Source organism: Lonepinella sp. BR2357 (assembly GCF_051851525.1).
In the GTDB taxonomy this organism is placed as follows: domain Bacteria; phylum Pseudomonadota; class Gammaproteobacteria; order Enterobacterales; family Pasteurellaceae; genus Lonepinella.
Genome location: NZ_JBPDVG010000002.1, coordinates 181,742 through 205,049, shown reverse-complemented (window position 1 = coordinate 205,049; position 23,308 = coordinate 181,742). Strand labels below are relative to the sequence as shown.

At 42.0% G+C, this 23,308-nt stretch carries 18 protein-coding genes and 3 tRNA genes; 2 read left to right on the top strand and 19 right to left on the bottom strand.

Translation table 11 applies throughout. From position 1 onward, the window contains the following. Window positions 1-234: 234 nt before the first annotated feature. From ACTG7L_RS02190 to wecA, 11 genes are all read right to left on the bottom strand, one after another. Window positions 235-311, bottom strand: a tRNA-Pro gene (locus ACTG7L_RS02190). 20 nt (window positions 312-331) lie between these two features. Then, window positions 332-407: transfer RNA gene (locus ACTG7L_RS02185), tRNA-His, on the bottom strand. Window positions 408-437: 30 nt separating this feature from the next. Next, window positions 438-514, bottom strand: a tRNA-Arg gene (locus ACTG7L_RS02180). Window positions 515-656: 142 nt separating this feature from the next. After that, a complete protein-coding gene (gene wecG, locus ACTG7L_RS02175) occupies window positions 657-1,379 on the bottom strand; it encodes a lipopolysaccharide N-acetylmannosaminouronosyltransferase (protein WP_439287310.1) in 723 nt (240 codons plus the stop codon). Beyond that, on the bottom strand, window positions 1,352-2,644 hold the full coding sequence (locus ACTG7L_RS02170) for a WzyE family oligosaccharide polymerase (protein WP_439287309.1): 1,293 nt from the start codon (window positions 2,642-2,644) through the stop codon (window positions 1,352-1,354). The genes wecG and ACTG7L_RS02170 overlap by 28 nt, the downstream gene beginning before the upstream one ends. Further along, the gene (locus tag ACTG7L_RS02165) at window positions 2,637-3,725 is read right to left on the bottom strand and encodes a TDP-N-acetylfucosamine:lipid II N-acetylfucosaminyltransferase (protein ID WP_439287308.1); all 1,089 of its coding nucleotides are present in this window, start codon (window positions 3,723-3,725) and stop codon (window positions 2,637-2,639) included. Before ACTG7L_RS02165 ends, ACTG7L_RS02170 begins: the two co-directional genes overlap by 8 nt. After that, entirely contained in the window at window positions 3,722-4,996 is a 1,275-nt protein-coding gene (gene wzxE, locus ACTG7L_RS02160; protein ID WP_439287307.1) for a lipid III flippase WzxE, read from the bottom strand. The genes ACTG7L_RS02165 and wzxE overlap by 4 nt, the downstream gene beginning before the upstream one ends. Window positions 4,997-5,025: 29 nt before the next feature. Further along, window positions 5,026-6,279: a UDP-N-acetyl-D-mannosamine dehydrogenase gene (gene wecC / locus ACTG7L_RS02155; protein ID WP_439287306.1), complete on the bottom strand. Its 1,254-nt coding sequence runs from the start codon at window positions 6,277-6,279 to the stop codon at window positions 5,026-5,028. Next, window positions 6,272-7,381 (bottom strand): non-hydrolyzing UDP-N-acetylglucosamine 2-epimerase, encoded by a 1,110-nt coding sequence (gene wecB, locus ACTG7L_RS02150; protein ID WP_439287305.1) that lies wholly within the window; start codon window positions 7,379-7,381, stop codon window positions 6,272-6,274. The genes wecC and wecB overlap by 8 nt, the downstream gene beginning before the upstream one ends. 8 nt (window positions 7,382-7,389) lie before the next feature. Beyond that, on the bottom strand, window positions 7,390-8,184 hold the full coding sequence (locus ACTG7L_RS02145) for a GlyGly-CTERM sorting domain-containing protein (protein WP_439287304.1): 795 nt from the start codon (window positions 8,182-8,184) through the stop codon (window positions 7,390-7,392). A 24-nt stretch (window positions 8,185-8,208) separates the two neighbouring features. After that, complete coding sequence (wecA, locus tag ACTG7L_RS02140; protein ID WP_439240671.1) at window positions 8,209-9,285, bottom strand: UDP-N-acetylglucosamine--undecaprenyl-phosphate N-acetylglucosaminephosphotransferase; 1,077 nt, start codon at window positions 9,283-9,285, stop codon at window positions 8,209-8,211. Window positions 9,286-9,438: 153 nt separating this feature from the next. Here wecA and hemL point away from each other — a divergent pair, with 153 nt between their 5' ends. Further along, window positions 9,439-10,731, top strand: a complete 1,293-nt coding sequence (gene hemL / locus ACTG7L_RS02135) for a glutamate-1-semialdehyde 2,1-aminomutase (protein ID WP_439287303.1) — start codon at window positions 9,439-9,441, stop codon at window positions 10,729-10,731. Window positions 10,732-10,780: 49 nt separating this feature from the next. Here the strand turns inward: hemL and ACTG7L_RS02130 are convergent, their stop codons facing one another. Genes ACTG7L_RS02130 through msrB form a run of 3 tightly spaced genes read right to left on the bottom strand, consistent with a single transcriptional unit; the run spans window position 10,781 to window position 12,935 of the window. Further along, a complete protein-coding gene (locus tag ACTG7L_RS02130; protein ID WP_439240675.1) occupies window positions 10,781-11,257 on the bottom strand; it encodes a redoxin family protein in 477 nt (158 codons plus the stop codon). 24 nt (window positions 11,258-11,281) lie between these two features. Then, on the bottom strand, window positions 11,282-11,932 hold the full coding sequence (locus ACTG7L_RS02125; RefSeq protein ID WP_439240677.1) for a cytochrome c biogenesis protein CcdA: 651 nt from the start codon (window positions 11,930-11,932) through the stop codon (window positions 11,282-11,284). A gap of 1 nt (window position 11,933) precedes the next feature. Next, a complete protein-coding gene (gene msrB / locus ACTG7L_RS02120) occupies window positions 11,934-12,935 on the bottom strand; it encodes a peptide-methionine (R)-S-oxide reductase MsrB (RefSeq protein ID WP_439287315.1) in 1,002 nt (333 codons plus the stop codon). Between the two features lie 338 nt (window positions 12,936-13,273). Between msrB and ACTG7L_RS02115 the strand changes: the two genes are divergently transcribed. Then, on the top strand, window positions 13,274-19,024 hold the full coding sequence (locus ACTG7L_RS02115) for a YadA-like family protein (RefSeq protein WP_439287302.1): 5,751 nt from the start codon (window positions 13,274-13,276) through the stop codon (window positions 19,022-19,024). A 130-nt stretch (window positions 19,025-19,154) separates the two neighbouring features. Here ACTG7L_RS02115 and kdsA read toward each other — a convergent pair whose 3' ends face one another. Genes kdsA through prfA form a run of 5 tightly spaced genes read right to left on the bottom strand, consistent with a single transcriptional unit; the run spans window position 19,155 to window position 23,277 of the window. Continuing rightward, window positions 19,155-20,009: a 3-deoxy-8-phosphooctulonate synthase gene (gene kdsA / locus ACTG7L_RS02110; RefSeq protein WP_439287301.1), complete on the bottom strand. Its 855-nt coding sequence runs from the start codon at window positions 20,007-20,009 to the stop codon at window positions 19,155-19,157. 12 nt (window positions 20,010-20,021) lie between these two features. After that, window positions 20,022-20,852 carry a SirB1 family protein gene (locus ACTG7L_RS02105; protein WP_439287300.1) on the bottom strand — a complete coding sequence of 277 codons (831 nt, stop codon included), beginning with the start codon at window positions 20,850-20,852 and terminating at the stop codon, window positions 20,022-20,024. Further along, window positions 20,849-21,721: a peptide chain release factor N(5)-glutamine methyltransferase gene (prmC, locus tag ACTG7L_RS02100; RefSeq protein WP_439287314.1), complete on the bottom strand. Its 873-nt coding sequence runs from the start codon at window positions 21,719-21,721 to the stop codon at window positions 20,849-20,851. Before prmC ends, ACTG7L_RS02105 begins: the two co-directional genes overlap by 4 nt. Beyond that, a complete protein-coding gene (locus tag ACTG7L_RS02095; protein WP_439287299.1) occupies window positions 21,708-22,184 on the bottom strand; it encodes an RDD family protein in 477 nt (158 codons plus the stop codon). The genes prmC and ACTG7L_RS02095 overlap by 14 nt, the downstream gene beginning before the upstream one ends. 10 nt (window positions 22,185-22,194) lie before the next feature. After that, window positions 22,195-23,277, bottom strand: a complete 1,083-nt coding sequence (gene prfA / locus ACTG7L_RS02090; protein ID WP_439287298.1) for a peptide chain release factor 1 — start codon at window positions 23,275-23,277, stop codon at window positions 22,195-22,197. Between the last annotated feature and the right edge of the window lie 31 nt (window positions 23,278-23,308).

The following is a 23,308-nucleotide window of genomic DNA, read 5'->3' as shown; positions in this document are numbered from 1 at the left end:
GCCAGCGTTCAATCTGAGCCATGATCAAACTCTTCAATTTAAGTTCGATCGCTCAATAAACTGCTTGCTTTTAAATCGTACTTTCTAAAAAGAAAGTTAATGAATTTCTAAGTTAAGCACCTATTAAGACTTCAAGTTTTATTTAATTTTTTAAAACAAGTCAATCAACAAGTGCCCACACAGATTGTCTGATAAATTGTTAAAGAACGATTTTGCTTTCGCAAATTTTTAAATTGGTCGGCGAGATAGGATTTGAACCTACGACCCACTGGTCCCAAACCAGTTGCGCTACCAAGCTGCGCTACTCGCCGTCTGATTTACATAAAGTAAATGGGGTGGCTAATGGGATTCGAACCCACGACAACTGGAATCACAATCCAGGGCTCTACCAACTGAGCTATAGCCACCATTGTTTTTTTGTTGTTTTGCATTGACTCTGGCGCGCTCGACAAGATTCGAACTTGCGACCTTTGGCTCCGGAGGCCAACGCTCTATCCAACTGAGCTACGAACGCACACATATTGCGTTGCAACGGAGGCGTATATTAATGATTTTGCTCATTGTTGTCTAGCACTTTTTTCAAAAAATTTTAGTTTTTCTCACGTTAGCTGTTAATTTGTGCAATTTGTCTGGAATTTACTTCGGTTCAGATTATTTTATAACTTATTCGTCACATAATAATAAGCATATCGCAATAAATTTAACTGGCGTTGCCAACGTGTGGGTTGACTTAATAAACGATATAACCATTCCAAATTCAGTTTTCGCCATAATAACGGAGCCCGTTTGGTCTTACCCACCAACACATCAAAGCTCCCCCCTACGCCCATATAAAGGCAATCAGGATAAATCTGTTGTGCTTTTTGCATAAAAATCTCTTGTTTTGGCGATCCCATTGCCACTGTCACAAACTTCGCATTACTTTGCTTAATTCTTTCAATCACTGCCCTTTCTTCTTGTTCAGAAAAATAACCATGTTGGTATCCCACAATATCCACTTGCTGATGCGATAATTTTTCTGCCACCAGATTCACCACATCCGCTTGTCCCCCAATCAAAAAAACTGGCACACTCAATTCTGCCGAACGTTGCAACAAGGCTTGCCATAAATCAATCCCTGCAATCCGTGTTAATTTTTGCCATTGTGGATATTTCTTTTTAATGGAAAAAACCACGCTAATACCGTCTGCATAGTTAAATTCTGCTTGCTGAATTAAGGCGTTCACTTGGGGATTTTTAGCACAAGCAATCATTTTTTCCGCATTTATCGCAATCAATAACCCCGTTTTTATTTGCTTTTCGGAAATCAAATGATCAACCAACGCTTGCTTATTTTCAGGCACCAAAATATCTATTTCTCGAATGACGACTTTTTCCATTTTACGATTCCTTTTGCTAACCCATACGCCACGCCCCAACCTATCGTCAAAAACACAAAACGAGAAACAAACGCATCAAACCCTTCTCGCACTAACACCGTCAGAGTAAAAATATGCGAAAAACAATAGGCTTTTAACACCGCACTTTCATGACCTTTAGCCCAACGGTACAACCCATCAAATCCTTTGACAACCAATGCAGAACCCACCGCCCCCGCCAAGATCATCGGATAGCCCCCCATAATATAAAACGATCCAATTAGGGTCGGGGAAATCGCCAAGCCAGCATAATAATGCTTAATGTCCCAAGTAAAATAATTTGCCGTATTTAACACTAAATCGGGACGATCCGCCCATAAGGCTTTGGGAATATACACATAAAAATCCCGAATGATGGGCATTAATCCTTGATATTCAATATTTTTTGTATTGAGAATGGTTGCCAAATTTTCCCACGGCGAAAAGGTATCCCGAGTTAAGTGTAAAAAACGAAACAGCGTTTGTTCATCGTTAAAAGCTAACCCATATCGCCACATTGCCAATAAAAACATCGCGAAAACACCCAACAAGGCAAATCCCCCTAATACTCGCCAAGAAATATAGCCCTGAGCAATGCCAATCAACACAAACAACGCAACGGCTAACGCCAAGTTTGCACGCGTGCCACCGATCACCAGATAACTCAACACGCCGAAAGCCACGCCTAAGCACAGAAATTGCCACCAACGGCGTTTACTTGGTTGAAGAAAATAAAAAATTAACAACGCTGGCAAGCAAAAATAAAAAAAACGTTTTAAGGCGACCGCACTCACTTGAGCCGAGAAAATCTGGTTATAGGCGGTTAATTTAAATAATAACAAACCATTCAATCCATAAAAAACGACCATTGCCCCTAAACTTATCGCCAATAAAATCCACATCGTAATCTTAGCTGTCAACTGCGGTGTATTTTTCTCACGTTTTTCTGGCAACAAACGGGGATAAAATTTGCCTTGATAAACCCAATAATAAAGTAAATAAAATCCTGTTGCGGTCAACAACGTTTGGCATAAGACCGCAAAAGGTGGCAATGAAATGTGAAAGCCATACATCAAGCCCATTGACAACGGAAAGCCTAAATAAAAGACCGATAAATAAACCAAGCTAAACAATAAATGAAAAGAAAAACCTTGCTGTTTTACATCTTGTTGTAATAAATAAAGCATCACACTTAATGACAAAATATACAAGAGCATCAACAGGATAAGTTCTGCAAATTCAAGCATTCTCTTCCCCTTGTTGTAAAATCTGCGTTAATATAGCCAACCAACCTGCCATAAAATGGGGTTCAAAAAAGCCAATAGTTTCTTTATCCAGTGCGGTTAATTTTTGCTGAGTTTCTCGAATCCGTTGTTCACTCACTTGATCCTGCAACAGAAACGGCACTTGATATAATCGCATATCGTCAATAAAGGTATTTTTCGGATGTAACACTACTGGCACATTAAATTGAGTTAATAAACACAAGGATCCCACCCCTTGCTGACGTTGAAAAATAAAATACGCCACATCACATTGATTAAGCAAAGCTAAATAATCTTGAAATGGCATTTTTTCGGTTAAAATTTGCACCGCACTTTGAGCAAATAATCTGGTGGCGTGAGCGGACACTTGGGCAATATAATCACCGTTATGTTCGGGATAGCCCATCGGAATAATAATCCGTACATTATCCCCAAGCTGTTGTTTTATTTGCTCCAATCCCACTAAATGACGATTAGACGGATCGCCTGAATTGCCTAATAAAATGGTGAGTTTATCGGATTTTTGCTTTTCCTTTTCCATAGCCTGAAAACTGCGGTGCATTTTACTCGGAAAATAAACTAAATGCCCTTGCACACTCGGATTAATATACTGTTTAAAATAAGCTAAATCCCCCTGATAACCTGCCACGGAAATTAATTTTTTTTGAATAAAACGGCGTAACGGATAAGCGAGTTTAAACTTCCACTGTTGACTGTCTTCGTGTAAATCCGCCCCCCACATTTGCCAAGTGAGCCTGTCAGGCGGTAATTTACCCAAAAGAATAGCGATCCAAAGGGGAAAATTAAATTGACCGTGTAAATAAAAATAGTGTTGTGGATCGTGTTTTGCTAACTGACAGACGGCTTGAGCAATACTTTTTTTACTGTCAAATTCCTGAATGTAAAGGCTTGGATATTGCTCTTGATACCCCTTGCCCACCACCAACACTTGCTTAATGGCTTGTTTCGGTAATTGGGGTTGCAACTGCTCCGCTAAAAAACGCAACATCGTATGATTATGATGGGGAATGGGCGAACCTAAAACGTGAATAATCTGTTTCATTTTTTACTCCCATAATCCAACTTAAATAAAGCCCAACAAAAACCAAAATAAATCATATAGCAAAGTCCATAGCCTAAGGTTGCCCCTGCGACACCCTGTTGTGCGATTCCATAACTGGATAAGCCAAATAATAATACTCCCTGAACAATTTCAGCACAAATATAGCGACCAGTCGCAGCTTTGGCTAACCATAAATAGCCAAAAACGTAGCTCGCCACTTTAAACAGATCGCCCACTAATTGCCAACCAAACAAATCAGACATTGGGGTAAAATCAGGGCTAAATAACACAATGATCAAATAATCTCGCGAAAAAAACACCAATAACGCCAGAGCTAACGCCAACGGAAAAATAAAACCCAAGGCTTTTTTGGCTTCTTTTTGAATCGCCGATTTCTCACTTAATTTGGCAAAAGTTGGCAATAAATACACCGAAAATGCCGTGGTTAAAAGCTGTAAATAGGCATCAGAAATGCGGCTTAATCCTTGCCACAAACCCACCGCACTTAAGCCTTGACTGTCGATTAATTGATTACGCAATAAAATAGACACCACAGGCATTGTGCAAGCCGTCACCAAAGTCATTAACATATAGTGGCTCAATAATGCACTGATTGAGAAATCAAATTTAGGTTTCAACCATTGCCAATGCCAATACCAATGTTGCTTGAATAAGGCAATCAGACTAGGGACAACAATCAAGGCGGGAATACAAGCAAAACCGATCAACGCCCCTTGATAACCTGCGAACCATAAGCACAACAATAAGCATATTGAGCCGACCAAATTAGAAAAAATAGAACTCATCGCACAGGCTTTGGCTTGACGTTGCCCTTTTAAAATGGCGATAAAATAATTACCCAATGCCATTAAGCATTGCAACAAGGCAAGTAGTTGAATGGTTAGACTGTAATCAGCGGTTTGAAATAAAAACAAGGAAATGGGTTGAGCAAACAGCAAGCCAATCAGAGCCAAGATCGCTGAAACCGACATAATCCATAGACTACTTACGCCTAAAATGGCTTGTAACCGTTGCGGATCTTGCTCATATTCGGCTACAAATTTAGTCACTGCATTTAAAATTCCTGCCCCTGACAGCACGCCCAGCACCGTAAGCAAAGTCATATAATTTGCTGCTTGTCCTAACCCTGCCGAGCCAAAATTTAAGGCAAAGATTTTGATGACAACCAATCCGATAATGAGTTTAATAGCGACAGCGGTGGATGTCCAAAGGGTTGTACTGGTTAAGGTTGGTTTTGTGATGGTTGACATATCCGTGACCGCCTTTATTTTTGCCGTTTTTACACCGTCGCACCGCAAAAATCTAAATAAACTTGCGTTGAATTTGGCTTGATTGTAGCAAAATAAGAATGTTTCACCAAATGTACTATGGTGTCCGCTTGCTGAAGTGCGGTGGAAAAATCGGTTAATTTTACCTGATCCGCTAAGATCGCAGGCAATGTCTGAATATGGGGTTCAACTGCCCAAATTTCGCCCTGATGCCATTGAGCAAGATTTTGTGTAATTGCTAATGCTGGGCTTTCTCGCAAATCGTCCACATCGGCTTTAAAACTTAACCCTAAACAGGCGATCTTAATTTCATCTGGGCGACAATTTTTTGCCATCATCAAATCCGCCACCGCAACTTTTATTTTTTCTACTACCCAAACAGGCTTATGATTATTCACTTCTCGGGCGGTACGGATCAATTTTGCCTGTTCTGGGGATTGTGAACAAATAAAATAGGGATCCACCGCAATACAATGTCCGCCTACCCCTACGCTCGGCTGTAAAATGTCCACTCTCGGATGATGATTGGCTAACTTAATCAACTCCCACACATCAATGTCTTGTTGATCACAAATCAGCGACAATTCATTAGCAAAAGCAATATTCACATCTCGAAAACTGTTTTCCGTTAGCTTGCACATTTCGGCGGTTTTGGCATTGGTCGCAAGACATTTGCCTTGTACAACATCTTGATAAAAATCCACCGCACGTTGTGTGCAAGCTGGGCTTAATCCACCAATCACCCGATCATTTTGTACCAACTCTTGCATCATTTTGCTCGGCAACACACGTTCAGGGCAATAGGCAATTTGTACATCTGCTGTATTTTGAGAGAGCAACGGAAAGCTCAAATCAGGGCGTAATTCTTGTAACCATTGAGCCACTTGTTCCGTTGTGCCTACTGGCACGGTGGATTCAATAACCACCAAATTGCCTTTTTGTAAATGCGGGGCAATTTGTTGGATGGATTGTTGCAAATAACTCAGATCCGCCGTCAAATCGGCTTTCAATGGCGTTGGCACGGCAATCAAAAAAATATCCGCTTTTTTCACATCTAAACTGGCGAAAAGTCGCCCCGATTGCACCGCACTTTTTAACGCATTGGCTAATTCAGGTTCGGTGGTCGTGATTTGTGCTTGCTGAATAGCACAAATTTTGCTCATATCCGTATCCATTCCGTACACAATATGCCCTAAATTCGCCAAAATCACCGCCGTTGGCAAGCCAATATATCCCAATCCAATTACCGAAATTTGCTTAGTCATTTTTTGCTATCTGTTTGATAAATTGAATAATCCTCTCACAAGCCTTGCCGTCACCGTACAAGGTGCTGGCTTGTCCCATTTGTTGATATTTTATTGGATTTTTCGCCAACGCATCCACGGCATTAACAATCGCAGAATGTTCCACCTTTACGCGTTGCACAATCCCTGAGCTTTCCGCTTCGATTCGTTCCGTCTGATCTCGCAATAATAAAACGGGTTTGCCCAATGCCGTGGCTTCTTCTTGAATGCCGCCCGAATCCGTTAAAATTAAAAAGGCTTGTTGCATTAATTGCACAAAATCAACATAGGGCAGCGGATCGGTTAACTCAATATTAGCCTGATGCTGTAATAATTGATAAACAGGTTCTCGCACCTGTGGATTGGGGTGAACAGGAAAAATGATCTGCCAACCTTGTTGAGCCAATGCCATTAAACTGTGACACAATTGCTCAATGCCCTTGCCCCAGTTTTCTCGGCGGTGCATCGTGACTAAGAGCATTTTTTTATGGGGTTCAAGCGAAAAAAGTGCGGTGTTTTTTGGTGGATTTTTTTGTATCCAGTGCAACGCATCAATCACCGTATTACCTGTCACCACAATATGTTGTTCAGGATAATGCTCCGCTAATAAATGTTGCTTGGCTTGTGGTGTTGGAGCAAAATGCCAACGAGCTAACACGGATGTTAAACGGCGATTGGTTTCTTCGGGAAAAGGGGAATAAGGTTGATAAGTGCGTAAACCCGCCTCAATATGCCCCACTGGAATTTGTTGATAATAACAGGCTAAACTGGTGGCAAAGGCGGTTGTCGTATCGCCTTGTACTAACACGAGATCGGGACGAAACTCGGTTAAAACGCACCGCACTTTTTGTAAAATTCGACTGGTTAAATCCGTCAGATCTTGTTCATTTTGCATCACTTCAAGATCCACGTCAGGGGTTAAATCAAATAAGGATAACACCTGATCAAGCATTTCTCGATGCTGTCCTGTGACACAAATTCGGCTGTCAAATTCCACTTGCTCCGCCAATAATTTGACTAACGGAGCCAGTTTAATGGCCTCGGGACGTGTCCCAAATACGGTTAATAGTTTAAATTTCACCATTCAGGAAATTAGCTATGATTTTTTTGTTTACGTCTAGCGAAAATTAATGCCAGTAATAAACCCAATAAGAACCCGATCGCACCGCCTACGCTGGCCCATAATAAACGATCCGGTGAGGCAACTCGCGGTTGACTGGGTGATTTCAAGTAATCAAAGGTCATTAATTGGTTATCCAAAGGTGAAACCGATTTCATCATGTTTAATTTACCTTTCCAACTTAATTCATTTTGTGCGGCATTATCGGTGCTTTGTTGGGCAGCCAAATTTACTTGATTAAACAAGGTTTTCCATTTAGCAATCAATTCATTATATAAAGATTGTTGCGTCACATAATTGGTATATTTGACAAAATTATCCAATTGCTGTGCTGCTTGTTTGGGATTATCTAAGGTTACACTGATACGATCTGGTATATGTCGATCAGAATTTCCTTCCACAAATGTCGTATTGGCAATCAGATCTTGTAAAAAGGCATTGTCTTTTTCTTCAATCCCTGTTTGGCGTTGTTTATAAAAATCTGAATTTAGCCAAAAATTCGCCACATTATCATAGGTGTTGACTTGCAGTTTAAAGCCGTGATAAACAAACGCCGCCGTGTCTTTTTTCTGTTCTTTATTATGGCCATTGAGCAATTGATACATTTCAAACAGCGAAAAATAGGTGCCAAGTTGTTCTACTTTAGGCTGACCAATTTCCGCCTCCGCTTTCCATTGTTCTTTTATGGCATAACTTCCGCCATAGCCCGCAGCGGCAAAAAGTGCGGTGAAAAACACAACCAAAAATAACCCTTTTAAGAATTTCATAAATTTTCCTAACTAAAAATAAATCTACATCGCAGATGTTTTTGCTTTACGCAAACGGCGACGATGACGGCGAATAAATCGGGTAATTCGCCATGCTCTTGTTATCGAATAAGAATACAAAAAGAATAACCCAATGAATAAAATAAACATCAGCCATTCATTAATATAATAAATTTCGCCTAAAATACCAAATCCTGCACATAATGCCGCAATAAACGTGATTAGCATAAAGGCCTGACGATGGGTTAAGCCGGCTCGCACCATTAAGTGATGAACGTGTAAACGGTCGGGACGAAATGGGCTTTTCCCTTTACGCAAACGGCGATAAATAATCGCCACCATATCAATTAATGGAATCGCCACCAACCATAAGGCGGTCACGGGATTCATGGGATGGCCTTTGCCTTGGGTACTGAGTAACAAAATCCAAATAATCGTAAACCCAATTAACGTACTGCCACTGTCGCCCATAAAAATTTTGAATTTTTTGCCAAAAGGAATACACAGATTAAACATGGCATAGGGCATAATCGCTACAATTAAAGCAAAGCACCAACGAGCCAGATCATGTTGATTATCCATATACATGAGAATCCCCACGCCAGCAAAAGCCACGCTAGACAAGCCTCCGAGTAAGCCGTCAATACCGTCAATCATATTAAAGGCATTAATAATCGCAATGGTCGCAAATACCGTAATCACCACGCCAATCCAACCGAGCGTCACGGTAAACGGCCCAATAATTTGACCTAAATGATCAAGGGATAAACGCCCATAATAGATCATAAATACCGCCAATATGGCTTGGATCCCTGCTCGCAAGAAAGGGCTAATATCATAGCGATCATCTAAGATCCCTATCGCTAACAGCACAAAAACGCTAAATAAATACAGTTGCGGTAACTTGGTTTGATCCCATTGTAATAGGTAAAAACACAGGTTGCCCATAAACAGCGAAATCCCGCCAATTAAAGGAATGGCACCCTGATGACGTTTGCGATAATTGGGTTTATCCACTAATCCTACCGCAATAGCAATCGGACGCATCACAACAATTGTCAGAAAAGATGCGAAAAATGTTAACAGTAAATCTAACCACATGTCCTTTATTTGCCTTATTCAAGCTACACCTAAAAAATATTGCAAAGCATAGCATTAATCAGCGTTGATTGCAGAATATTTTTATAAAAAAGCGAAATTTAGACAGAAAATACAGTACAATAGTTCCATCTGAGTAATGATAAAGGAAAAATTATGTCAAATTCAACCGCACTTTTTTCTCGTGCAGAACGGGTGATTCCGGGGGGCGTCAATTCACCGGTTCGAGCCTTTAAAGGCGTAGGTGGCACGCCCGTATTTATTCAAAAAGCCGCAGGTGCTTATATTACCGACACCGACGGCAAGCAATATATTGATTATGTGGGATCGTGGGGGCCAATGGTACTCGGCCATAATCACCCGGCGATTATTGATGCCGTGTTAAAAGCGGTGCCAAACGGACTCAGTTTTGGGGCACCCACAGAGAGCGAAATCACCCTTGCGGAATTAGTCTGCAAACTTATGCCGTCGATTGAATTAGTGCGAATGGTCAGTTCAGGCACTGAAGCGACCATGTCGGCGATTCGTTTAGCTCGTGGCTATACTGGACGAGATAAAATCATCAAATTTGAAGGTTGCTATCATGGTCATTCCGATGCGTTATTAGTCAAAGCCGGATCAGGGGCGTTAACGCTCGGACAACCCAGTTCCCCTGGTGTGCCAGAAGATTTTGCTAAACATACCTTAACTTGCACTTACAATGATCTTGATTCGGTCAAGCAAGCCTTTGCACAATATCCCAATGAGATTGCTTGTTTAATCATTGAACCAGTAGCCGGCAATATGAACTGTGTTCCACCGAAAGACGGTTTTTTACAAGGATTACGTCAACTTTGCGATCACTATGGCACGGTATTTATTATTGACGAAGTGATGACCGGTTTCCGAGTGGCGTTATCCGGTGCTCAATCTTACTACGGTGTCACCCCCGATTTAACCTGTTTAGGCAAAATTATTGGTGGCGGTATGCCTGTGGGGGCCTTTGGTGGTAAGCGAGAAATTATGCAATACATTGCCCCAACAGGCCCTGTTTATCAAGCCGGTACGCTGTCTGGCAACCCGATTGCCATGGCCGCAGGATTAGCTTGCTTAACGGAATTAAGTAAAACGGGCAATGAAGAAAAATTGGCCCAGAAAACCGCCAAATTAGCCAACGGCTTAAAGGCCCTAGCCGATAAGCACGACGTACCATTCCAAGTGCAATATGTGGGTGGTATGTTCGGTTTATTCTTCACTGAACAGCAAGAAATTTGCAACTTCCAACAAGTGATGCAATGTGATGCCACGACATTTAACCGTTTCTTCCATTTTATGTTAGAACAAGGGATTTATCTTGCCCCCTCTGCTTATGAAGCAGGTTTTATGTCGTTGGCTCATTCGGACGAAGATATTGACCGCACTTTAGTGGCTGCAGATAAGGCTTTTGCACAATTAGCCCAATCACATTAAACGAAAAAAGGGCTAACCCGAAAGTTAGCCCCTACCCTCCTTGGTAATATCACTCATTAAACGCTTGTTTAATTTGTGCTGTGCCTAAATGCCCTGGAATCACTTTTTGGACATTTAAATCCTGATCAATCACCACACTTGACGGATAGCCCCGTACTTTCGTACGTTTAAGCACTTCGCCACTTTCATCAAGCAAGACCACAATATTTTTATATTCCAGTCCTTTATACCACTCAATAAATTTCTCCGTGGATTTTTCACCTTTTTGATCAGGGGAAACAATGGTGACGACGTTAAAACCGTTATTTTGATCCGCACTTAACTCGTCAATTTCTGCCAGCCCAGCCAAACAAATCGGACACCAAGAGGCCCACATTTTGACATAGAGTGGTTTACCTTGATATTGTGCTAAGGTCACGGACTGATTATTTAAATCTTTAAATTGAATATCTTTCAATGTGGTTTCTCCTGCTGCAAATGAATTCACACTCAATAACATAAACACTAACGCAAATAATTTTTTCATGATTTAATTTTTCCTTATATGATTTTACATAAAGATATGTAAATTATTGGTAATTAATAAAATACCCATTAAGATAATTAATATTCCACCCACCATTTTAAATTTGTTTAAATGTTTATTCATGGATTTTGCTTTTTTCAATAAACTCTCCGAGAAGAAAGAAAACACAATAAAGGGGGTGGCTAACCCTAACACATAAACAAACATCATGGCGGCACCGTATAACGCAGATCCATCGTTGCTGGATAAGGCCAAAATCGAGGCTAATACTGGGCCAATACAAGGTGTCCAACCAAGGCTAAAGGTTAATCCTAGCACAAAGGCTTCAAGGGAGGCACTTTTACCGCTGGTTTTGATTTCCACCAATTTGGTTCGCTCTAAGGCATGAATTTTGAAAATACCTAATTGGTGTACGCCCAAAATCACCACGATAATACCGGCAATAATTCGGGTGGTATCGTTAAACAACACATCACCTAAAAAACCAAAGCCAAAGCCCAATCCAACGAATGTCAAGGATAAACCCAACACAAACAAGAATGTGTTGAGAATCTTTTTCCCGCCTTTACTCAAAATACCAAAATAAATCGGCACAATGGGGAAAATACAAGGCGAAAGAAACGATAACAAGCCTGCCAGAAAAACGCTACTAATTACTAATTGCTGATCAAACATCTTATTTCACCAACCCCATTAAATAGCCATAATGTTGTTTTTCCATTTGATTAAAGGGAATAAACTTAATGGAGGCACTGTTGATGCAATAACGTAAACCGCCTTTGTCTTTCGGGCCATCATCAAACACGTGACCTAAATGGGCTTTTCCACTGCGACTCAACACTTCGGTTCGGTGCATATTAAAGCTGTTATCATCGGCATAAGTGACGACATCCTTGTCAATCGGTTGGGTAAAGCTAGGCCAACCACAGCCCGATTCAAACTTATCCGTAGAAGAAAATAACGGCTCACCGGTGGTGACATCCACATAAATACCCGGTTCAAAATTATTCCAATATTCATTGCTAAAGGAACGCTCAGTATTTTTCTTTTGCGTCACGCTGTATTGTAACGGCGTTAATTTGGCTTTTAATTCTTCATCGCTCGGTTTTGGATAATCTTTGGGATCAATAATAATATTGTTCGCCTGTTCCAAATCAATATGGCAGTAACCATTTGGATTTTTCTTTAAATAATCCTGATGATAGTCCTCCGCCAAAATATAATGTTTCAACGGCTCGACTTCCACCTGAATTTTATCTTTATGTTTGGCTTGCTCCGCTTGAATGGCCGCTAAAATAATCGCTTTATCTTGTTCATTTTGATAATAAATCCCTGTACGATATTGACGACCACGGTCATTGCCTTGTTTATTCACGCTAGTGGGATCAATCACTTGGAAATAATATTTCAATAGTTTATCTAATGACACCAAATTGGCATCATAGGTCACATGCACGGTTTCCGCATGATCGGTACCGCCAATTAAACGGTAACTGGTTTGCTCCGTTTTCCCATTGGCATAACCTGAGGTGGCATCTTTCACGCCGTAAATTCTTTCCATATAGGCTTCGATACCCCAGAAACAACCACCGGCTAAATAAATGTCACGAATATCTTGTTGTTGAGTTTGTTGCATTGTGTTGTCCATCTTTTTCATCTCCGTCATAGGTTTACTCATGCTATCTGCGACACTGATTTGGCTCATCACCATCGCTGATATAAAAAGTAAAGATAATTTTCCGTATTTCATGTTTTTCTCCTTGTAAATCGGCTAAAAAATTTGCCTTGCATGATATTAGTCGTGGTAAACACAAAATCCTTACAAAAAAATTTCATCTTTTTTTCACTGCTCACACTTTACAATTCTTTACAATAAAAGGGTTGCAGGAGCAATCAAAAATCAATAGAATTTGCACGTCTTTAAAAGGTCAAACCAGTAAATATTGCAACAAACAGGAAAACATCAGGGTTTTCTTGCCTGTTGTTTTTTATCATTTTTTAATAGGAATTTATTACGTGAACAAGATTTTTAAAGTTATTTTTAACCGTGACACACAACAAATGGTGGTGACATCAGAATTAGGCAAAAATCACACCAAATCAGGATCGAGCACCGATGAACGAAGTGCGGTGAAAACCATCGCACTTTCTGTGGCGACAGCTGGGGCGGTTATTTTAGGCGGGGCATTTGCAATTTCTCCTGCATTTGCGGCAGATACTGGAGGTGGCGGTTACATTAATACAGGTAAATCAAACAACTCAAACGAAGGTGGTACAACTGGGGTTGTGTATGGTAATGATGTAGGTATTACTAAACTTGGTTCAACTAATGACGATACATTGCCTTCTTATGCAAATGTAACCATTGTTGGTGAAAACGTTACTGCAGTTATTCCCCATGATGATGACTATGCTGCAGCGGCAAATGCTGATGCAGCAACGCGTCCTTATGATGACAACCAATCATTAGGTAATAACTTAACAATGGTTGGTCGTAACATTGCGACTGACGGCGGTAATGAAGTTGCGATCGCTGGTAATAATATTACATTCCACTCAACGGCAACTAACGCTGATTTGGCAAAAAACCTCGTAGGTGTGGGTAACGACATCAAAGTGGTAAACTACAACCGTGGTGATGTACTCGCTGTAGGTAACAACGTTTCAGCGAACAACTCTCCATTAGCAATTGGTAACGATCTCCATGTGGATATTCGTTCTTTAGCGGTGGGTGATAACGTTACAGCAAGTTCAGACTCTGTTGTTTTTGGTCGTGATCTTTCTTCTAATGCGAACACTTTAGGTGCAGATCCTGGGGCAATCCTTGTGGGTCAAAATGCCACTGTGGCTAACTCACGTTACTCAACAGTTGTAGCGTCAAATACAACTGTAACAAATGGTTCTTACCATTCTACGGCTGTAGGTAGTACAAACTCAATTAATGCCAGCCAATTTGCAACAGCAGTAGGTAATGGTAATGCGATTGAAAAATCATATTTTGCAAGTTCTTACGGTTATAATAGTGATATTATTGACTCGACTGCAGGTACTGCACTTGGTGTGTATAACTGTGTAACTAACTCATCTTACTCAACTGCAGTAGGTCGTCAAGGGTACATCACAAACTCAACTCAGGCTTCGGCTTATGGTAACCAAAATGGCGTAAAAGATGCGAACTACTCTGTGGCGATTGGTACTCGTAACCAAATCGTTGATGGCAGCAATGTTACTTCAATCGGTCAAAACAACACCATTAACAACGTAACTAACGCCACTATTTTAGGTAACAACATCACCCTTGCTGGCGATAGCAACGACAACAAATTAGACGGTGCAGTGATTATTGGTAACTCATCAACTTACGCTTCAACTACAGCAGTGGAACCAGTAAAAAGTGACTCGGTGAAAGTTGCTGAATATTCTGATTTCAAATTAACGCAAGAATTTAAAGGCACAGTAACCGACAAAGGCGAAGTGGTGAGCGTAGGTTCTGTGGGGGCAGAACGTCAAGTGAAAAACGTGGCGGCTGGTCATATTTCAGCAGACAGTACAGATGCAATCAACGGTTCACAACTTTACTCTGTGGTTTATGAAGTGGCGAAAGGCTGGAATGTAAGCGTAAGTGCTGGCACGGGTAAAGTTGATAATTCTGCTATTACTGATGCAACAAAACAAGACAACATTCAATTAGGCGAAAACCTCAACTTTGTGGCGGGCGATAATATCAAATTAACCCAAACCGCAAACAGCATTACCATTGCCACTAACACAGAAAGTACCACTGTCACCACGACTGACGGCGTAGCAAGCACCACAACAGGAGCGGGCGTGGTAAATGGCACAACGCTGGTGAATACCGTAAACAACGTAGGTTGGAACATTCAAGGCAACGGCACGACTAAAGATTTAGTAACTGCTGGCAACACTGTAAACTTTGCAGACGGCACAGGTACAACGGCAACCGTTGATTCTAAAGATGGCGTAACAACAGTTAAATACGGTGTAAATACTGACGGTAAAACTGTTCAAGTAAACAGCACAACTAAACAGGTTGAAGCGGTAACGACTGAAATTGCATCTGATGCGAAAGGCGTAGCAACTGCAACCACAAGCACAGCGTTAGTAACTGGCGGTGAAGTGGCAGATGCAATCAATGCAGCTGGCTGGACTGTTCAAGGCAACGGCACAGATAAAGACTTAGTAACTGCTGGCAACACAGTAAACTTCGCAAACGGCGTTGGCACAACTGCAAATGTTGAAACTAAAAACGGCGTAACCACTGTAAACTACAGCGTGAAAGTTGATGAAGCGACTGTTACTGTTGATAAAAACGGCAACGTAACGGCAAACACCACCAATTTAGCGGCTGGTTCAACAGGTAGCATCACTGTTCCTACAGGCGATGAAGCGAAAAACTTAGTGAACGCTTCAACTGTGGCAAATGCAATCAATACAGCATCGCACACTGTTACCCTTAAAAACAGCACAGACCAAGCCGCCGCAACCAACGGTAAAACCCAAATCTCTGCGGGCGATAACCTGAACTTCAATGCGGGTAAAAACTTAGTGGGTAGCATTACTGCTGAAGATACAGAGGCTCCAGTGATTACTTACAGCTTGGCGGAAGATATTGACGTTAAAACCGTAAACGCAACAACTGTTAATGCAACGACTGTCAATGCAACAACCGTCACTGCGAAAGATGTGAAATCTGACAATGTCACGGCAACCAACGTCACCGCAGATAAAGTTTCTGTGGGTACGGTCACCATTGACAAGTCAACCAACAAAATCACAGGCGTTGAAAACGGTGAAGTGACCCCAACCAGTAAAGATGCGATTAACGGTAGCCAATTATACACAGCGACACAAACCACAGACTTAACCGTCACTGAGCAAGGTAAAGTGGTTGAGCCAAGTGCTGCTGAGGGCGTGAAATTAGTCAATGCAACGGAAGTGGCTGATACGATTAACAAAGCAGGTTGGAACTTGAAAGACAACACCGGCACCGTGATCGATTTAGTGACGGCGGGTAACTCAATTCAATACGTAAACGGCGCGGGCACAAACTCAAACATCACTACTGCAACCGATGGCACAGTGAAAGTGACCTATGATGTACAAACAGATGGTACAACGGTTAAACTTAACACAACCACCAATAAAATTGAAGCGGTGACCACAGGTACAACCGTTGGCACAGGGACAAACGCCGGTAAAATTGAAGCCACCACAGGTGCCGCTTTAGTTAACGGTACCACCCTTGCAACGGCAATTAACAGTGCCTACCATACTGTCAGTACGAAAAATACTGGAGGCACTGTAACGGGTTCTGATAAATCAACACAGATCTCGTCAGGCGATAACATCACTTATGACGCAGGTAAAAACCTCGTGGTGAAAATGGATAACGAAAATTCTGTCGCACCTGTCATTACCTATGGTTTAACAGAAAATCTTGATGTCACTTCAGTGAAAGCAAAAGACGTGAAAGCGGACAACGTGACAGCGACCACGGTCAATGCAACCACTGTCAACGCCACCACCGTTGAAGCGAAAGATGTTAAATCGGACAATGTGACGGCAACCAACGTGACGGCAACCACTGTGAAAGCAAAAGACGTTAACTCGGATAATGTCACAGCGACTAACGTCACCGCAGATAAAGTTTCTGTGGGTACGGTCACCATTGACAAGTCAACCAACAAAATCACAGGCGTTGAAAACGGTGAAGTGACCCCAACCAGTAAAGATGCGATTAACGGTAGCCAATTATACACAGCGACACAAACCACAGACTTAACCGTCACTGAGCAAGGTAAAGTGGTTGAGCCAAGTGCTGCTGAGGGCGTGAAATTAGTCAATGCAACGGAAGTGGCTGATACGATTAACAAAGCAGGTTGGAACTTGAAAGACAACACCGGCACCTTGATCGATTTAGTGACGGCGGGTAACTCAATTCAATACGTAAACGGCGCAGGCACAAACTCAAACATCACCACAGCAACCGATGGCACAGTGAAAGTGACCTATGATGTACAAACAGATGGTACAACGGTTAAACTTAACACAACCACCAATAAAATTGAAGCGGTGACAACGGGTACAACTGTTGCGACTGGCGGTAAAGTTGAAGCCACCACCGGTGCAGCATTAGTCAACGGTACCACCCTTGCTGCAGCAGTTAACGGTGCCTACCATACGGTCAGCACCACAAACACCAAAGAACAGGTCGTTGCTTCTGATAAATCAACGCAGATCTCGTCAGGTGATAACATCACCTATAACGCAGGTAAAAACCTTGTGGTGAAAATGGAGCAAGAAAATTCTGAAACACCAAAAGTCACTTACGGTTTAGCTAGCGATCTTGATGTGGATTCTATTAAGGCGAAAGATGTGACTTCTGACAACGTGACTGCGACTAACGTAACGGCTAAAGATGTTAAATCTGATAACGTAACTGCAACGAACGTAACAGCTAAAGACGTAACTTCAGACAACGTAACTGCTACTAACGTAACAGCTAAAGACGTTAAATCTGATAACGTAACCGCAACTAACGTGACTGCGAAAGATGTTAAATCTGATAACGTAACCGCAACTAACGTAACAGCGAAAGACGTTAAATCTGACAACGTAACCGCAACTAACGTAACGGCTAAAGATGTTAAATCTGATAACGTGACTGCAACTAACGTAACAGCGAAAGATGTTAAATCTGACAACGTGACTGCGACTAACGTAACGGCGAAAGACGTTAAATCTGATAACGTAACTGCGACTAACGTAACGGCTAAAGATGTTAAATCTGACAACGTGACTGCGACCAACGTAACGGCGAAAGACGTTAAATCTGATAACGTAACCGCAACTAACGTGACTGCGAAAGATGTTAAATCTGATAACGTGACTGCAACTAACGTGACTGCGAAAGATGTTAAATCTGATAACGTCACCGCAAATACTGTCACAACGAAAGAAGTGATTACTGAGAAAGTTGAAACGAAAGATCTTGTTGCAACAGGTAACACAACGTTGAATAACCTGACGGTGACAAATGGTTCAACCATTGACTTCGGTGGTAACGTGATTACCAACGTATCAAGCGGTACAAAACCAGGTGATCTCGTCACTTACGAACAACTTACTTCGGTTGCTGGATCTAGCAGTTGGAAAATTCAAGCACAAGGTGATGAAGCAACGCAGTCCACTGTTAATAGTACAAACAACGTGGTGGATTTACGCAGTGCAGATGACAACCTCAAGATCACCAACAACAAAGGTACCGTGACTTTTGCGGTCAACCAAGACTTGAAAGTGAATAGCGTGCATGCGAACAGCTCTGTTTCTGTCGGTGACAATGTGACCATTGACGGCGACAATGTGAATGTTGGCGATGTGAAAATCAGCAGTAATGGTAGCATTTCTGGCGTAAAAGCGGGCACCGCAGATAATGATGCAGTGAACGTTAAACAATTGAACGAAGTAAAAGATTCCATGAGTGGTGTCAATAAACGTATCAATAAAGTGAGCAAAGAGATGCGTGCCGGTATCGCTGGTACCAATGCAGCAGCGGCATTACCACAAGTTTATATACCGGGTAAATCAATGGCATCTGCGGCAGCGGGTACATTTAAAGGCGAAAGCGCGGTGGCTGTCGGCTACTCTCGTGCAAGCGACAACGGCAAAGTTATCTTGAAATTACAAGGTAATGCCAATACTCGCGGCGATGTGGGTGCTGGCGTTGGTGTCGGTTACCAATGGTAATTCACCACTAACTAAATTTGAAATGCGACCTTGAGGGTCGCATTTTTTTATGTGCTAAATAAAATTTGGCGGAATAAAATGGGGGTATAAAAAAAGATGCCCGAAGACATCTTTTTCAATAAGTATTGAATTAATTTGATGTATCTAACAGCTCAAAGGATTTAACCAAATCATCTAATGCTTTCATTTGACTCACAAAGCCGTTCAAGGCCGATAACGGTAAGGCAGAGGGGCCATCACATTTGGCTTGGTTTGGGTTTGGGTGTGCTTCTAAAAATAAACCCGCAATACCAATCGCTAATCCCGCACGAGCGAGTTCGGTCACTTGTTCACGGCGACCACCTGAGGCGGCACCAAATGGATCACGACATTGTAAAGAATGGGTCACATCAAAAATCACGGGACTGCCGTGAGAGGCTTTTTTCATCACGCCAAAACCGAGCATATCCACCACGAGATTGTCGTAACCAAAGTTAGATCCACGATCACATAAAATCACTTTATCGTTACCACATTCAGCAATTTTTTCTACGATATTGCCCATTTGACCGGGGCTGAGAAATTGTGGTTTTTTCACATTAATCACGGCACCTGTGCGAGCCATGGCTTCCACAAGATCCGTTTGACGTGCCAAAAAGGCGGGTAATTGGATCACATCCACCACCTCTGCCACAGGTTGACATTGGTAAATTTCGTGTACATCGGTGATAATTTTTACCCCAAATTGACTTTTTAATTCTTGAAAAATTTTCAAGCCCTCATCCATCCCCGGTCCACGATAAGAATGAATGGAAGAACGGTTGGCTTTATCAAAAGAGGCTTTGAAAACATAAGGCACGCCTAATTTTTTCGTGACTTCTACATAGCTTTCGCACACTTGCATGGCCATATCACGGCTTTCTAGCACGTTCATACCGCCAAATAATACAAAGGGTTTATTGTTGGCAACTTCAAGCTCACCAATTTTTACAATTTTGTCTGTCATTATTTTTTCTCTCTAATGTAATAAATCATAAGGTAATTCTTTTTCAATATCAGGCAGTTGTGCCATCAACATATAGGCCGTTGGATCGTGCGGGCATTGCTGAATAAAATAATGAAAATCTTTCACCGCGGCATGATACGCCCCCATTTGAGCCAACACCAAGCCCCGATCACGGCGTTCATAGGGTTCAATATCTTTATACTGATTGGCGCGAAATTCAAAATCAGACAAACGACTTTCAATATACTTCAACGCCGCGTCATTATGTTCTTCCCGAATTAAACAGCCTTTCGCCAACTGTGCAAAACGTTCCTTTAATTGCTCGGGTTCTGCTACGGCCAAATCTTCTTGCGACATAGGCACGCCAAAGCCAAATGCCCCTTCGTACTGTTTTTGCAAATCTTGTTGGGTTAAATATTTGCCGTCCCAAGGATCGATAAATGCCACATCATCACCCACATTTGCCCGTAAAATCAGCTGAGTCGGAAACATCACCGGATACAGTGGCAAGTCCAATTTATCTGCCAGATACAACAAAATACAGCCTAGACTGACGGGCATGCCACGGTGCGAACGTAACACATAGCTCAAATACAAATTTTCCGTATGGAAATATTCTTGTGGATCGCAGCCAAATCCCCATTCGCCGTACATCAACTGCAACAGCTTATGGATTTTCACTTTCACATCATCCTCTTCAGGGATCACTTTACGCGCTTTTCGCACCAACCCGCCCATTAGCGAGCGAATGGTGCGTAAATCTTCGCCCTCATCTTCCGTGGTGATTAAATAAAAACTTTCCATGGCTAAATACAAGCCTTGTTTGACTAAATCTATCTTCATGCTAACCTTGCTAACGTCACTCGCTCATGACCGCCATAATCTTTGACAGTTTGTACCGAATGCCATAAATTTTCGCTAAAAAATGACCGCACTTTTTCGCCCTGTTGCCAACCATGTTCTAATAATAACCAACCTTGTGGCTGTAAAAACCGCGGTGCATTTTCAATGATTTTTTGTAAATCTGCATAGCCTTGGTTTTCGGCCACCAATGCTGTCAACGGTTCAAATCGCACATCACCTTGTTGTAAATGAACATCTTGCGAATCAATATAAGGCGGGTTGCTCACGATAATATCAACGCGTTCGGTGACATTTTCAAACCAACTACTTTGTTGAAATTCCACATTGCCTAGATGATTTTGTCGCGCATTTTGTCGAGCCAGTTCTACTGCGCCAAGTACCAAATCTACGCCTAAAATCCGATATTTTGTACCGCACTTTTGCAATTCATCTGCCAACGCCAACGCAATTGCTCCCGTGCCAGTGCCTAAATCTAAAATGGAAACGTTTCCTTGTTGTTGGCTTTTTGCTTTGGCAATCATTAACGCCTGTTCTACCAAGATTTCCGTATCCGGACGGGGAATTAAGGTATCAGGCGATACTTTCAAATTCAACGACCAAAATTCCGTTTCACCGAGAATATACGCCATGGGTTCGCCTTTGGCTCTCCGCTGTAAAAGTGCGGTGAGTTTTTGCTGACTTTCTGCGCTCAACGCGCGATCATCAAATGCCATTAACTGCGATTTGGTTAATCCTGTGACAGATTGCAATAATAAATAGCTGTCGGCTTTGGCGTTTAAATAGGGATCGTTGATAAGATTTTCAGCTAAAAATTGCTGAGCGTAGGCGATCCCTTTAGCAATATTCATCATTAGGTACACTAATGACAATCGTAGAAAACATCAAATCGGTGACAGAGCGACGATCTTTGCGAATAAACGCACAAATCGCATCAAATAAACCTAATGCCACGAGTTGCCCCCCAATTCCCTCGACCACTTCTCGAGCAATGTATCGTCCCAAACTAATCGGCTCAAATGTGGTATAAGACACCACTTTCAAGCCTAACCATTTTTTACCTAAGGTTTGTTGATAAGTTTTCATTGCCCAAATTTGTAGTCCGAAATAAACCACGACGGCTAAAAGCGGAATCACCGTAATATCATCCCCGACAAAACCAGCAATAAATCCGCCAACAAGCAGGAATGCAATAAAAATCAAAAAATTAATTATTGAAGCCAACCAACGCCAACCACGTCCCGCATAAATAACAGGCATGACTTCGTCCGTTTTTATTACCGGTGCAACCGTATTTGGATTTTCAACTAACATCTGTTTCCCCTTAATTTTGTTCCGACAAGGCGGCTAATTGATCCGCTTGGTATTCGGTGATAATCGGTTGAATCAGTTCATCAATTTTGCCATTCATCACTTCATCAAGACGATACACGGTTAAATTAATACGGTGATCGGTCACACGACCTTGTGGGTAGTTATAAGTACGAATTTTATCCGAACGGTCACCCGAACCTAATAAATTACGGCGAGTGTCCGCTTGTTCGGCAGCTTGACGTTCTTGCTCCACTTGCACAATACGGGAGGCCAATACTGACATGGCTTTGGCTTTGTTTTTGTGTTGTGAACGTTCATCTTGACATTCCACCACAATGCCCGTTGGAATATGGGTAATTCGCACTGCGGAATCGGTGGTGTTGACGTGCTGACCACCTGCGCCAGATGAACGATAGGTATCAATGCGTAAATCGCTTGGGTTGATTTCAGGCAACTCACTTTCAGGCAATTCAGGCATGACCGCCACCGTACAAGCCGAGGTATGAATCCGCCCTTGGCTTTCGGTTTTTGGCACACGTTGCACACGGTGACCGCCTGATTCAAATTTAAGCTGTCCGTAAACATTTTCGCCCGAAATTTTCACGATAATTTCTTTATAACCGCCCTGCTCGCTTTCATTGGCACTCAGGGTTTCTATCCGCCAGCGTTTGCTTTCTGCATAACGGCTGTACATACGGAACAAGTCGCCGGCAAAAATCCCCGCTTCGTCGCCGCCCGTGCCCGCACGGATTTCTAAATAGGCGTTGTATTCATCATTCGGATCTTTCGGCAACAGCAAGATTTGCAACTGTTGCTCGACGCTGTCCACTTCTTCCCGACATTCTTCAATTTCCATTTCGGCCATTTCTTTCATATCAGGATCGTCTAATAAAAGTTCCGCCTCTTGCATATTCGCATGCAGTTGTTTCCAACGTCCAAAGGCTTTCACCACATCTTCTAATTGGGCGTATTCTTTGGAATAGGCACGGAATTTGTCTTGATCATTGATCACGGACGCATCACCTAATAAGGCCTCAAGTTCTTCATGACGTTCTTGTAGGCTGTCTAATTTGCTGATAATACTGGGTTTCATATTGACCTTTTAAATCGATTAAAATCAAAAT